Raw genomic sequence first — 14,962 nt, 5'->3', positions numbered from 1 at the left:
AGGGGGCAATGAATCATGAGTTTAAAAGCGATTGAATTGCAAGTTGCAATACCCAGAACGCAGGATGCAGGTAAAATCCAGGAGCTGTTGCAGAATCGTAGTCAACAACTGATTGAGCATGCTTCCGAACAGGAAAAAAAGAGTACAAGAGCAAAAAATGAAACAGTACTTAGGCAAGAAAAGAATAGCTCGGTTGATTGGAATAATCATTCCAAGGGCCGGCAGCAGGAAAAACGGCGGCAGAATGATGAATCTACTAAAAATCATTCTGCCTTTTCGCAAGCAGAAACCCAACCTTATAAGGGAAAGAGAATAGATTTTTCGGGATAAGAGGAGACAAAATGACATTTATACTCATAGTAAGCATCATGGTCAATATGGTGGCTGTTTTAGCAATTGTTATCCTTTATTTGAGGCAGAATCGTCTTATTCAATTCGAGAAGGAATGTAAAGAATATCAAAAAGAAGTTGAGGAACTAATCCATACGTTTATAATCGAAATGAAGGAAGAAAACGATGAAATTAAACAGTTGTTTGTGGGTGATACTGGTAAGATATCACGCACTGAAGGACCTCGAAAGCTATCTGATCAAGAAGAGAAAATAGATCACACTATGACAGGGTTACCAAATGGATATAGACAGCAGAGTGCACGGAATGCCTACGAAAATACGAGCCGGCAATCCGTTACGAATCATCTTAAGGAAGAAAAAACGGAATCAGATGTTATCGACCAAGATTTAGAACGAGTCCCTATATTGGCTGAGGCCCAGAATATGAAGAATCAAGGGAAAACAATTGAGGAAATTGCAAAAAAAATGGGCCGTGGCAAAACAGAAATTGACCTTTTATTTAAATTAAATCAAAAGTAAAGTAAAAAGACTTGATTGTATGCTGAGATTATGCTATATTATGACATGGTGTTAATACACACGCTTGAGGATTTGGACTGATCGTGCTGTAAACCTACAGTTTCAGCCTGAAAATGATTTGAGCGGAGGAAAAACAAAATATAGGAGGAACAAACATGTCTGTAATTTCAATGAAACAACTGCTTGAAGCAGGTGTACACTTCGGGCACCAAACTCGTCGTTGGAACCCAAAAATGAAAAAATATATTTTCACGGAGCGTAATGGTATCTACATTATTGACCTTCAAAAAACGGTTAAAAAAGTAGAAGAAGCTTATAACTTCGTAAGAGACTTGGCTGCTGATGGCGGTACTATGCTTTTCGTTGGTACTAAAAAGCAAGCTCAAGATTCTGTAAAAGAAGAAGCTGGCCGTGCTGGTATGTACTATGTTAACCAACGTTGGTTAGGTGGTACATTAACAAACTTCGTAACAATTCAAAAACGTATTGCACGTCTTAAAGAAATCGAAAAAATGGAAGAAAACGGAACATTTGAAGTTCTTCCTAAAAAAGAAGTTATTCAATTGAAAAAAGAACAAGAGCGTCTTGAAAAATTCTTAGGCGGTATCAAGGATATGAAACAAATCCCTGATGCATTGTTCATCATTGACCCACGTAAAGAGCGTATCGCTGTTGCGGAAGCTCATAAATTGAATATTCCAATCGTAGGTATCGTTGATACAAACTGTGATCCGGATGAAATCGATTATGTAATCCCTGCAAACGATGATGCAATCCGTGCTGTTAAATTGCTTACTGGTAAAATGGCTGATGCTATCCTTGAAGGTAAACAAGGTGAAGAAACAGCTCCAGTTGCAGAAGAAACAGTAGTTGAAGAAACTGTTGAAGCAGAAGAAGCAACTACAGTTGAAAATGCTTAATTGATTTTTTAAAGGTGATAAGAGGACAGTGCCTTTTATCACCTTTTTTTGAAATAAAATAGAGTGGTGTATACGGATTCGCACACTGCTACATACTGATTTTATCGGATGATATAAAGGAGGAAGACCAAATGGCTATTACTGCTCAAATGGTTAAAGAATTACGTGAAAAAACTGGTGCAGGTATGATGGACTGCAAAAAAGCACTACAAGAAACAAGCGGTGACATGGATAAAGCAATCGATTACCTTCGTGAAAAAGGTATTGCGAAAGCGGCTAAAAAAGGCGATCGTATTGCTGCTGAAGGTTTAACTTCTATCGTTGTTGAAGGCGATAAAGCAGTTATCCTTGAAGTAAATGCTGAAACAGATTTCGTTGCTAAAAATGAAGCATTCCAAACTCTTGTAAAAGAATTGGCTGCACATCTTTTAACAAATGAACCTGCAAATGTTGAGGAAGCTTTAACTCAAACAATGACTAACGGTGCAACTGTTGCTGACCACATCAATGCTGCTATTGCAAAAATTGGTGAGCGCATCACTCTTCGTCGTTTTGAAATCAAAACAAAACCTGAAAACGGAGCTTTCGGAGCTTACATCCACCAAGGCGGACGTATCAGCGTATTAACTATCGTTGAAGGTACAACTGAAGAAGCGGTTGCGAAAGATGTTTCTATGCACATCGCTGCTTTAAACCCTAAATACGTATCACGTGACCAAGTTACTGCTGAAGAAGTTGAACATGAGCGTCAAGTTCTAACACAACAAGCATTAAACGAAGGAAAACCTGAAAAAATCGTTGCGAAAATGGTTGAAGGCCGTCTAGGTAAATATTTTGAAGAAATTTGTGTACTGGATCAAACATTCGTTAAAAATCCAGATCAAAAAGTTGGTCAATTTGTACAAGCAAATGGCGCTACAATCGTTGAGTTCGTACGTTACGAAGTAGGAGAAGGTATCGAGAAGAAACAAGATAACTTCGCTGAAGAAGTAATGAGCCAAATTAAAAAAGACTAATCTAATTACATGTGTATAGCATAAAAATAGGGGACACGTTGTGTTCCCTATTTTTCAAGAATACATTTCCTTAAAATAAACAGAGTATTAGATGAGGATATCGACTATTAAAGCTTGTGATAGATCGATAACTAATGACGGTGGAGGTTACTATGAGCAGCGTAAAGTATAAAAGAGTTGTATTAAAGTTAAGTGGAGAGGCACTTGCCGGTGCTCAAGGATTTGGGATTGACCCAACCATAATTTTTTCAGTTGCTAAACAAGTGAAAGAAGTTGCGGAGCTTGGTGTAGAAGTCGCAGTAGTGGTTGGTGGCGGAAATATTTGGCGCGGTAAAACAGGCAGTGAACTTGGAATGGACCGTGCAACTGCCGATTATATGGGAATGCTTGCAACAGTCATGAATTCACTTGCGCTTCAGGATAGTTTGGAACAACAAGGGATTGAGACACGTGTCCAAACATCTATTGAAATGAGACAAGTAGCTGAGCCTTATATCCGTCGCAGAGCAATCCGCCATTTAGAGAAAACACGTGTGGTTATCTTTGCTGCAGGTACTGGAAATCCGTATTTCTCTACAGATACGACAGCAGCTTTACGGGCTGCCGAAATAGAAGCAGATGTCATTCTCATGGGTAAAAATAATGTTGATGGTGTATATAGTGCAGACCCTGTATTAGATAGCAGTGCCGTAAAATATGATGAACTTTCTTATCTTGATTTAATTAAGGATGGTTTATCTGTAATGGACTCCACAGCATCATCTTTATGTATGGATAATGACATTCCACTAATTGTCTTCTCAATAATGGAAGAAGGAAATATTAAACGTGCCGTTATGGGTGAAACTATAGGTACTATTGTTAGGGGGAAAGAATAATGGCAAAACAAGTTATAGACAATACGAAGGAAAAGATGAATAAAGGAATTCAGGCATTCTCCAGAGAATTAGCCTCTATCCGTGCAGGTCGTGCTAGTGCATCCCTTTTAGACAGATTGACTGTAAATTATTATGGAGCACCTACACCTGTAAATCAGCTTGGGTCAATCAGCGTTCCGGAAGCTCGTATGCTGGTTATTACACCTTATGACAAAACCATTCTTGGTGATATTGAAAAGGCAATTCTGAAATCTGATCTTGGACTTAACCCAGTGAACGATGGTAATATTATTCGTTTAAGTGTTCCTGCACTAACTGAAGAACGTCGTCGTGACCTTGTTAAACAAGTGAAGAAGGAAGCTGAAGAAGCGAAAGTTGCGATTCGTAATGTACGCCGTGATGGTAATGATGACCTTAAAAAGCTTGAGAAAAACGGGGAAATTACAGAAGATGCACTTCGTGGATATTCTGATGACGTTCAAAAAATGACGGATGATCATATCGCAAAAATCGATGCTCTTGCTAAAGATAAAGAAAAGGAAATCATGGAAGTTTGATTTTTATATCATAAAGCCCCTTTTATCTAAAGGGGCTTTTTTGTTACACCTAGTATGTATTAGGTGACGAAATTATATAATAACAGAATCATACAGTGTGTCCAAAAAGGTTAACTGTTAGAAATCCATAAAACTGCCAGGAAACAAACATACAAACAGAAATGTTTGTGACAATTAAATGTGGTATGATAGGTTATGGAATTTGTACTAAGGCTAAATGATCAAATATACATAAGCAGGGAAGATTAATTCCTTTTGGAGGAAATAACATGTTTGGATGGAAGATAGTTAAGAAAAAAGGGAAACAGTATTCTATACCAGAAAGAATAGAAAAGGTAAAACAAAATAAAATACCAGACCATATTGCCATTATTATGGATGGGAATGGCCGGTGGGCAAGAAAAAGAGCACTGCCAAGAGTAGCTGGACATCATGAGGGTATGAAGGTCGTGCGTAAAACGACTAAATTAGCTAATGAATTGGGAGTTAAGGTTTTAACGGTTTATGCCTTTTCAACTGAGAATTGGAAACGTCCAAAAGATGAAGTGGATTATTTGTTAAAATTACCCGAAGAATTTCTAGGAACGTTTTTGCCGGAATTAATGAAAGAAAACGTTAGGGTTCAAATTATGGGTGATCAAAAGAGACTGCCTTTGCATACTGTCAATGCAGTCACTACAGCATTAGATCAAACTAAAGATAATGATGGTCTAATTTTAAATTTCGCTCTTAATTATGGAAGCCGTGCAGAAATCCTCGAAGGTGTAAAAAAAGCCGCAGCTGATATGAAAGATGGTCGTTTGGAAGAAAGCGATTTGACAGAAGAACGATTCTCTGAGTATTTGATGACCAATCAGCTGATGGATCCGGATTTATTAATCAGAACGAGCGGCGAAATTCGACTGAGCAACTTTATGTTATGGCAATTAGCCTATACGGAGTTTTATTTTACAGATGTATTGTGGCCGGACTTCAATGACCATGAATTGCTCAATGCAATTGAAGAATTCCAGGGCAGATCGAGAAGATACGGCGGCGTATAATGAGGAAGGCAGGGGTTTTAGGATGAAACAAAGAATCATTACTGCGATAGTCGCGATTGCATTATTTTTACCGATATTAATTTATGGAAATATTCCGTTTCTTATTTTAATCTATGCGATGGCGACAATTGGATTATATGAACTACTTAAGATGAAGAAAATGCCGCTAATGACGATATCATCGTTACTATCGTTTTTATTAGTATGGGTTTTATTGATACCTGATCGTTACAGTAGTTTCTTTGATATGATTCAATACGATAAAATGGATATAGTTATTATCATTGCATTTTTGTTATTAGTGATTACGGTAATTTCTAAAAATGCTTTTACGTTTGATGATGCGGCTTTTCTATTGTTGTCTTCTCTATACATAGGTGTAGCTTTTTATTACTTTTTTGGGACAAGAGATGTTGAGAATGGCCTCTTAACGATACTTTTTGTATTAATTACGATTTGGGTTACTGATTCAGGTGCCTATTTTGTAGGGCGATCTTTAGGAAAACGAAAGCTTTGGCCGGAAATCAGCCCAAATAAAACAGTAGAAGGATTCCTTGGTGGAGTTGGAAGTGCATTAGTTGTTGCAATTCTGTTCTATTTTTTCTCTAATTTGGACTACAATATAAGTAAGCTGATTATAATGGCATTATTAATTTCGATTTTTGGGCAGTTGGGTGATCTTGTACAATCTGCATATAAAAGGCATTATGGTGTTAAGGATTCCGGTAATATCTTACCGGGACATGGAGGAATTTTGGACAGATTTGATAGTTTGATTTTTATTCTTCCCATATTGCACTTCTTCATTTTTTAAACGTAACTATACAATTGCTGGGGGAGGAGCTTTAGTTTGAAAAGGATCAATTTATTAGGGGCTACAGGGTCTATCGGTATGCAAACGATAGATATTGTACGCAATCATCCAGAGGAATTTAACTTAACAGCTGTTTCAGGCGGAAGAAATGTGGACGGAATTCGGAAAATCATTCAGGAATTCCAGCCCGAACTGATTTGTGTACAGCTAAAAGAAGATGCGGAAAGACTGAAGACGGAATATCCGGGCAGGAAAATTATATACGGACATGAAGGCTTAATAGAGGCAGCTACTTATGTAAACGGAGATATTGTAGTGAATGCCGTAATGGGAAGCATTGGTTTAATTCCTACCATGCAGGCGATGGAAGCTGGTAAACAAATTGCCCTTGCTAATAAGGAAACATTGGTGACAGCCGGACATTTAGTTATGGAGGCTGCCAAGAGGTTTCAAACGCCTATACTGCCGGTTGACAGTGAGCATTCTGCTATATTCCAGGCATTACAGGGTGAAAAGGCTAAAAATATTGAACGCTTGATTATCACAGCATCTGGAGGAAGCTTCAGAGACCGAACAAGAGATGAGTTAAAGAATGTTACAGTTAAAGATGCACTCAATCATCCAAATTGGTCTATGGGCGCAAAAATAACAATAGATTCTGCCACAATGATGAATAAGGGACTTGAAGTGATTGAAGCCCATTGGCTGTTTAATTTGCCATATGAACAGATTGATGTCCTATTGCACCAGGAAAGCATTATCCATTCTATGGTGGAATTTCACGATTCAAGTGTGATGGCGCAGCTGGGGACCCCAGATATGCGTGTGCCTATCCAATATGCTCTTTCATATCCGGATCGGTTACCGCTTTTCTCTTCAAAGAGACTTAATTTAGCAGAAGCGGCAACTTTACATTTTAAAAAGATGGACTTTGACCGCTATCCATGTTTACAATACGCTTATAATGCCGGAAGAATTGGCGGATCAATGCCGACTGTTTTAAATGCTGCCAATGAGGTGGCGGTCGAATTGTTCTTACAGGGCAAGATTCCATTCTTGGAAATTGAGGCACTGGTGGAAAAAGCTATGGAGCGTCATCAGCTAATCAAAAAACCTGAACTCGAGACTATTCAGGAAGTCGATCAGGAGACAAGAAGGTATATCGAGTCACTATATTAAAAGGGATGGTCGATTAAGTGGAAACAATATTAGCGTTTATACTTATTTTTGGAGGATTAGTGTTTTTTCATGAATTAGGCCACTTAATCTTTGCAAAAAGAGCAGGTATACTCTGTCGAGAGTTTGCCATCGGTTTTGGGCCGAAAATCTTTACAATAAAAAAGAATGAAACTGTCTATACCATTCGTTTACTTCCGCTTGGAGGCTTTGTACGGATGGCTGGTGAAGACGCAGAAACAGTTGAGTTGAAACCAGGCTATCGAATTGGGGTACTGTTTAACGAAAATCAGGAAATTAACAAAATCATTGTCACTAACAAGGATAAATATCCTGAAGCAAGAATTATTGAGGTGGAACAAGCAGATCTGGATCATCAGTTAATCATTCGTGGATATGAAGATGGAAATGATGAAGCTATGCAAACCTTTAAGGTTCATTCAAAAGCGGTAATGGTAGAAGATGGCCTTGAGCTTCAAATAGCACCATATGACCGCCAGTTTAATTCAAAAACATTACCGCAAAGAGCGATGGCAATCTTTGCCGGACCGATGATGAATTTTGTTTTAGCAGCTGTGTTATTCATGATTATTGGGATTGCCCAAGGTGTTGTGGTCGATGAGCCGAAGCTTGGCAAACTGACAGAAGATGGACCTGCTATTAGCTCTGGACTTAAGGCAGGAGACATCGTACACTCCATTAATGGTGAAAAAGTTGATTCATGGAGTGATATTCAATCAACTATTCAAAAGAATGCCAATAATGAACTGACTTTTGAGGTTGAACGTGATGGCCAAAATAAGGAGATAAATGTCACACCTAAATTAGTGGATGATTCAGCCGGCAAACGGGGAATCATAGGGGTCTATGCTCCGACGGAAAAATCCTTTATCAAAGCGATCGGTTATGGATTTACGGAAACGTATTTATGGACTAAACAAATTTTCATTGTACTTGGTGATTTAATCACAGGAGGATTCTCCATAGATGCATTATCAGGTCCTGTGGGTATATATGTTTCCACAGAAGAGGTGGCAAAATCAGGTATTTTTTACTTGATAAAATGGGCAGGGGTCTTAAGTATTAACCTTGGGATTATGAATCTCTTGCCGTTGCCCGCGTTGGATGGAGGAAGGCTGTTATTCTTTGCAATTGAAGCAATTAGAGGGAAACCGGTTGATAAGCAAAAGGAAGGTATGTTCCATTTTATTGGATTTGCCTTATTGATGCTATTAATGATCGTCGTCACCTGGAATGATATACAGCGATTTTTCTTTTAAAATAGTCAGTAGCGGGGGCTAAACACGTGTTAAGCTCCTGCTATACATAAAGTAAAGTGATTAGGATAGAAAGGTGAATAGATATGAGACAAAGTATGACGATGATTCCAACATTAAGAGAGGTGCCATCAGACGCTGAAGTAAAAAGTCATCAATTATTGCTTCGTGCCGGATTTATGCGCCAAAATGCAAGTGGAATATATAGTTATCTTCCACTTGGTTTAAAAGTAATCCAAAATGTTGAAAAAATTATTCGAGAAGAGATGGAGCGCGCAGGAGCGGTAGAATTACTAATGCCGACACTGCAGCAGGCAGAGCTATGGCAGGAATCCGGCAGATGGTATTCCTATGGTCCTGAGTTAATGAGAATGCATGACCGCCATAATCGTGAATTTGCAATGGGACCAACCCATGAAGAAGTTATTACAAGCTTACTTCGTGATGAGGTGAAATCATACAAACGTTTACCTCTAACTCTTTATCAAATTCAAACAAAATTCCGCGATGAAAAGCGTCCTCGTTTCGGCTTGCTTCGCGGCCGTGAATTTATTATGAAGGATGCGTATTCTTTCCATTCCAGCCAGGAAAGCCTGGATGAAGTGTATGATCGTATCTTTACAGCCTATTCCAATATTTTCAGCCGTTGTGGTCTTGATTTCAGAGCGGTTATAGCAGATTCTGGAGCTATGGGCGGAAAAGATACACATGAATTTATGGTGCTTTCTGAAATAGGTGAGGACACAATCGCTTATTCGGATACATCTGACTTTGCAGCTAATATTGAAATGGCACCTGTTGTTAACACGGCTGTAAAAACAGGTGAAGAGCTTAAAGAACTGACTAAAGTATCAACACCTGATCAAAAAACAATCGAAGAAGTATCAAGATATTTAAATACAACTAATGATAAGTGTATTAAATCACTTCTTTGGAAAGTGGACGATCAGTTTGTGCTTGTATTGATCAGAGGAGATCATGAATTAAATGATATTAAACTAAAAAATATCTTTAATGCTACAATCGTTGAACCTGCAAGTCCGGAGGAGACACAGGATATACTGAATTGCAGCGTTGGTTCTATTGGACCAATTGGAGTGGACCTAAACCGCGTGACAATTATTGCTGATTTCGCTGTTGAAGTTTTGGAAAATGCGGTTTGTGGAGCCAATGAAGAAGGGATACATTACATTAATGTAAATCCTGACCGTGATTTTACTAATGTGAAATATGAAGATCTTCGTTTTATACAGGCTGGTGATGCTTCTCCAGATGGAAAAGGCACCATTCAGTTTGCTAAAGGAATAGAAGTGGGTCATGTATTTAAGTTAGGAACACGATACAGTGAAGCAATGAACGGTACGTACTTGGATGAAAATGGTCGCAGTCAGCCGATGATTATGGGTTGCTATGGAATTGGAGTATCCAGAACCGTTGCGGCGATTGCTGAGCAATTTAATGATGAAAAAGGTTTAATGTGGCCTGCTAATATAGCTCCATATCAAGTGCATCTTATTCCAGTTAATATGAAGGATGAAAATCAACGGAATCTAGGTGAGAAATTATATGACGAGCTTATGCAAGCTGGATATGATGTATTAATGGATGACCGTAATGAACGTGCAGGTGTTAAATTTGCTGATTCTGATTTAATTGGACTACCTGTTCGAGTCACAGTTGGTAAAAAAGCTGCCGAAGGAATCGTAGAAGTTAAAGTGAGACGAACAGGGGAAAGTTTTGAAGTGCCTGTTACTGATCTTGCTGGTCGATTAAACGAAATCCTGTAAAATATTAAAGTACAAGCTCTCCCTTTTGCAATGGGGAGAGCTTGTTTTTACGTGCCGATTTTTTTTGATAAGTTGTTTTAAGGTTTGGATAATGCTTTTTACTCCCAACACCGGTCTTTAATAAGTATGGCTAAAGGTGTTTTCTGAATTGATAAAAGCATTAATCTTTGCAAGAAGGGATTTGAATAAAAAAGAGTTGTGTTATAATTACAAGACGGAAAAGGAGAATGACGTTTGGGAGAGATAGAAATGGAAGAGAATTCTCGTATTAAACAAGATAAATTCAGAACGTTGCTCCAGCAACTTCAGCTGACGGAAGATGCGGTTGTTGTGCATTTTTCCAATGCGGAAATCGATAAAGTAATCATTGAAAAAGTTGCCCGCAAATGGCATTTCTTTTTCAGATTTGAACATATAATTCCTTGCAGTATTTGGACCAGATTTACGACACAATTAATGCAGGTCTTTTCTCCAATAGCCACTGTCGGGTATTCGGTTGAGGTTAGGAATCCACTCATCACGAATGAATTGATTACGGATTATTGGAAAAACTGTATTAGCGAAATCGATGGAATTTCTCCGGCAATTCTGGAATTATTGCATGGACAAGCTCCAAAGGTTGAAGGGAATAAGCTGATTGTAACTGCTCGTAACGATGCAGAGGCTGGCCAGCTTAAACGGAAATATACCGGCTTAATTTCAGAAGTTTATCAGCGTTTTGGTTTTCCGCCATTGCAGCTCGATGCCATTGTAGATAAAGATGCATACAGTGAGGCAATGGAGACATTCAAAAAGCAAAAGCAAATAGAAGATGAAGAAAAAGCTCTGCAGGCAGTTCAGGATATGAAGAAGGCCGCAGAGGCTAAGGATGATGGCGGAATACCAGAAGGCCCACTAGTTATCGGGTACAAAATCAAGCCGGATGCTGACTTTAAGACACTTGATGAGATTGTTGAAGAAGAACGTCGTATTGCGGTTGAAGGGTATGTTTTTGATGCTGAAACAAGAGAGTTAAAGAGCGGACGCACCTTATTAACCTTTAAAATTACGGATTATACAAATAGCATTCTTGTTAAAATGTTCTCACGTGACAGAGAAGACGCAAGCCAATTGGCACGTGTGAAAAAAGGTATGTGGGTACGTGTACAGGGAAGTGTACAAAATGATACATTCGTCCGTGACTTAGTAATGATTGCAAATGATATTAATGAAATAGCAGGTAAAAATCGTAAGGATACAGCACCCGAAGATGAAAAGCGTGTTGAATTACATTTGCATACACCAATGAGCCAAATGGACGCTGTTACACCTGTCTCTACACTAGTGTCCCAGGCAGCTAAGTGGGGACATAAAGCGATTGCTATAACAGATCATGCGGTCGCACAGTCATTCCCTGAGGCTTACGCTGCCGGAAAGAAAAATAATATTAAAATCTTATATGGCGTAGAAGTAAATTTAGTGGATGATGGTGTGCCGATTGCTTACAATACGTCAGATTTAAATTTGGAAGAAAGCACATATGTTGTATTTGACGTGGAAACAACAGGACTTTCTGCCATATATGACACCATTATCGAGCTTGCGGCAGTTAAGATGAAAAATGGTGAGATTATTGATCGCTTTGAGTCTTTTGCCAATCCACATCATAAATTATCATCTACAACCATTAATTTAACAGGGATTACCGATGACCTTGTAGAGAATGCTCCTGAAGTCGATGAAGTTTTGACGAAGTTCAGGGATTGGTCTGAGGATGCAATTTTTGTTGCGCATAACGCGAGCTTTGATATGGGCTTCTTGAATATGGGTTATAAAAAGCTTGGGTTTGGTAAAGCCACCAACCCGGTCATAGATACATTGGAGCTGGCTCGTTTCCTCTATCCGGATTTGAAAAATCACCGCCTGAATAATTTGGCGAAAAAATTTGATGTTGAGCTTGTTCAGCATCACCGTGCGATTTATGATGCTGAAACAACCGGTCATTTGTTAATGAAAATGTTAAAGGATGCCAATGAAAAAGGCATTACGAATCATAATCAATTAAATGACAATATGGGAAAAGGAAAGGCATTCCAGAGAGCGCGTCCGTATCATTGCACATTACTCGCGCAAACACAGGAAGGTTTAAAGAATTTATTTAAGCTTGTTTCCATTGCTCATATTGATTATTTTTACCGTGTCCCAAGGATTCCAAGATCCGTCCTTATGCAATATCGAGAAGGGATTTTGGTTGGATCCGGCTGTGATCGCGGCGAAGTATTTGAAAATATGATGCAAAAATCATTTGAAGAGGCAGAGGATGTCGCTGAATTCTATGATTATCTTGAGGTGCATCCAAAAGAAGTTTACGCTCCTCTTATCGAAATGGAACTGGTTCAAAGCGATAAGGCTCTTGAATCTATAATCGCCAATATTGTAAAGCTGGGAGAGAAATTAAACAAACCAGTTGTGGCGACAGGCAATGTTCATTACCTGAATCCAAATGATAAAATCTATCGAAAAATATTAATCAATTCACAAGGGGGAGCAAACCCTCTAAATCGCCACAGCTTGCCTGATGTACATTTCCGTACAACAGATGAGATGATGAATTGCTTCTCGTTCCTTGGGCAAGAAAAAGCAAAAGAAATTGTTGTAACAAACACCAATAAAATTGCCGATTTAATTGATGAAATCAAACCGATTAAAGATGATTTATATACACCGAAAATCGAGGGTGCTGAAGAGGATATTCGGGAAATGAGTTATACAAGAGCACGGATGATCTACGGTGAAAATTTGCCAGAGATCGTGGAAGCTCGTCTTGAAAAAGAATTGAAGAGTATCATTGGTCATGGATTTGCGGTTATTTACTTAATTTCGCATAAGCTGGTTAAGAAATCACTTGATGATGGATACTTGGTTGGATCCCGTGGTTCCGTAGGTTCATCCTTTGTGGCAACGATGACTGAAATAACGGAAGTAAATCCATTGCCTCCCCATTATGTATGTCCGAAGTGCAAGAAGTCTGAATTCTTTAATGATGGATCGGTCGGGTCAGGTTTTGACCTCCCAGATAAGGATTGTCCGGACTGCGCTGTAAGCTATGTGAAAGATGGACATGATATTCCGTTTGAAACATTCCTTGGCTTCAAGGGAGACAAAGTTCCAGATATCGACTTAAACTTCTCAGGTGAATATCAGCCGCAGGCTCATAATTACACAAAAGTCCTGTTTGGTGAAGATTATGTATATCGAGCAGGAACGATTGGTACGGTAGCTGAAAAAACGGCATATGGATATGTTAGAGGATATGCCCAGGAAAATAATCTTCATTTCCGTTCAGCAGAAACAGATCGTTTAGTAAGTGGATGTACAGGTGTTAAGCGTACAACCGGGCAGCATCCGGGCGGAATTATTGTAGTTCCTGATTATATGGATATTTATGATTTCTCGCCTATCCAGTTCCCGGCTGATGCGAGTGACTCTGAATGGAAAACGACTCACTTCGACTTCCATTCCATCCATGATAATATTTTGAAGCTTGATATTCTGGGTCATGATGATCCAACTGTAATCCGGATGCTACAGGATTTAAGCGGAATAGATCCAAAAACGATTCCTACAGACGATCCTGAAGTCATGAAGATTTTCAGTACACCGGAAGTACTTGGTGTTACTGCAGAACAAATCAATTGCAAAACAGGTACACTGGGTGTACCGGAATTTGGTACTCGTTTTGTAAGGCAAATGCTTGAGGATACTAAGCCAACCACTTTTGCAGAGCTTGTTCAAATATCCGGGCTCTCACACGGTACAGATGTGTGGCTGGGCAATGCACAGGAATTGATTCAGGATAATATTTGTAATCTAAGCCAGGTAATTGGCTGTCGTGATGATATTATGGTGTATTTAATTTATCAGGGTCTTGATCCATCACTTGCCTTCAAAATTATGGAGTCTGTCCGTAAGGGGAAAGGGCTCTCCGAGGAAATGGAAGAAGAAATGCTGAAGAACAATGTACCAGGATGGTATATTGGCTCATGTAAAAAGATTAAATATATGTTCCCGAAAGCCCATGCGGCAGCATATGTATTAATGGCTGTCCGAATTGCTTATTTTAAAGTGCACCATGCACTCCTGTACTACGCAGCTTATTTCACGGTTCGTGCAGATGATTTTGACCTTGATGCGATGGTGAAAGGATCAGAAATGATTCGTTCCCGCATTGATGAAATCAATCAAAAAGGTCTCGAAGCCTCTACTAAAGAGAAAAACTTGATGACTGTTCTTGAAATAGCACTTGAAATGTGTGAGCGAGGATATAGCTTCCAAAAAGTTGATTTATATCGATCCAGTGCAAATGAATTTATTATTGACGGAAATACTTTAATTCCACCGTTCAATTCAATCCCAGGACTTGGAACGAATGCGGCTTTCAATATTGTGAAAGCTAGAGAAAACGGCGAATTTTTATCTAAAGAAGATTTGCAGCAAAGAGGCAAAGTTTCCAAAACTATATTAGAATACTTGGATAATCACGGTTGCTTGGGCGATATGCCTGATCAAAACCAACTTTCTTTATTCTGATACAGAATCGCTAATTTGCAAAAACCAACTCTTTATGTTATATTCAAGTAAGA

General features: G+C 38.9%; 12 protein-coding genes. All 12 read left to right on the top strand.

What is annotated here, in order from left to right; genetic code table 11:
* Positions 1-15 precede the first annotated feature (15 nt).
* Positions 16-330 (top strand): hypothetical protein, encoded by a 315-nt coding sequence (locus FHY45_RS06830; protein ID WP_066100375.1) that lies wholly within the window; start codon positions 16-18, stop codon positions 328-330.
* Between the two features lie 11 nt (positions 331-341).
* Entirely contained in the window at positions 342-872 is a 531-nt protein-coding gene (locus FHY45_RS06825) for a hypothetical protein (protein ID WP_066100372.1), read from the top strand.
* 155 nt (positions 873-1,027) lie between these two features.
* Positions 1,028-1,792 carry a 30S ribosomal protein S2 gene (rpsB, locus tag FHY45_RS06820; RefSeq protein WP_066100370.1) on the top strand — a complete coding sequence of 255 codons (765 nt, stop codon included), beginning with the start codon at positions 1,028-1,030 and terminating at the stop codon, positions 1,790-1,792.
* 131 nt (positions 1,793-1,923) lie between these two features.
* Positions 1,924-2,808 carry a translation elongation factor Ts gene (gene tsf, locus FHY45_RS06815; RefSeq protein WP_066100367.1) on the top strand — a complete coding sequence of 295 codons (885 nt, stop codon included), beginning with the start codon at positions 1,924-1,926 and terminating at the stop codon, positions 2,806-2,808.
* A 152-nt stretch (positions 2,809-2,960) separates the two neighbouring features.
* Complete coding sequence (gene pyrH / locus FHY45_RS06810) at positions 2,961-3,686, top strand: UMP kinase (RefSeq protein WP_139891231.1); 726 nt, start codon at positions 2,961-2,963, stop codon at positions 3,684-3,686.
* Positions 3,686-4,243, top strand: a complete 558-nt coding sequence (gene frr / locus FHY45_RS06805) for a ribosome recycling factor (RefSeq protein WP_139891230.1) — start codon at positions 3,686-3,688, stop codon at positions 4,241-4,243. Before pyrH ends, frr begins: the two co-directional genes overlap by 1 nt.
* Positions 4,244-4,512: 269 nt before the next feature.
* Positions 4,513-5,286 carry an undecaprenyl pyrophosphate synthase gene (locus FHY45_RS06800; protein WP_139891229.1) on the top strand — a complete coding sequence of 258 codons (774 nt, stop codon included), beginning with the start codon at positions 4,513-4,515 and terminating at the stop codon, positions 5,284-5,286.
* Positions 5,287-5,308: 22 nt separating this feature from the next.
* Positions 5,309-6,100, top strand: a complete 792-nt coding sequence (locus FHY45_RS06795; protein WP_139891228.1) for a phosphatidate cytidylyltransferase — start codon at positions 5,309-5,311, stop codon at positions 6,098-6,100.
* A 36-nt stretch (positions 6,101-6,136) separates the two neighbouring features.
* Positions 6,137-7,279, top strand: coding sequence for a 1-deoxy-D-xylulose-5-phosphate reductoisomerase (gene dxr, locus FHY45_RS06790; protein ID WP_139891227.1), 1,143 nt, complete (start codon positions 6,137-6,139; stop codon positions 7,277-7,279).
* 17 nt (positions 7,280-7,296) lie between these two features.
* Positions 7,297-8,556, top strand: a complete 1,260-nt coding sequence (rseP, locus tag FHY45_RS06785) for an RIP metalloprotease RseP (protein ID WP_139891226.1) — start codon at positions 7,297-7,299, stop codon at positions 8,554-8,556.
* 83 nt (positions 8,557-8,639) lie between these two features.
* On the top strand, positions 8,640-10,340 hold the full coding sequence (locus FHY45_RS06780) for a proline--tRNA ligase (RefSeq protein ID WP_139891225.1): 1,701 nt from the start codon (positions 8,640-8,642) through the stop codon (positions 10,338-10,340).
* A gap of 249 nt (positions 10,341-10,589) precedes the next feature.
* Positions 10,590-14,909 carry a PolC-type DNA polymerase III gene (locus tag FHY45_RS06775; RefSeq protein WP_139891557.1) on the top strand — a complete coding sequence of 1,440 codons (4,320 nt, stop codon included), beginning with the start codon at positions 10,590-10,592 and terminating at the stop codon, positions 14,907-14,909.
* Positions 14,910-14,962 lie beyond the last annotated feature (53 nt).

The sequence above is a fragment of the Bacillus sp. D386 genome, from assembly GCF_006346415.1.
This window is presented reverse-complemented; position numbering and strand designations above follow the sequence as displayed.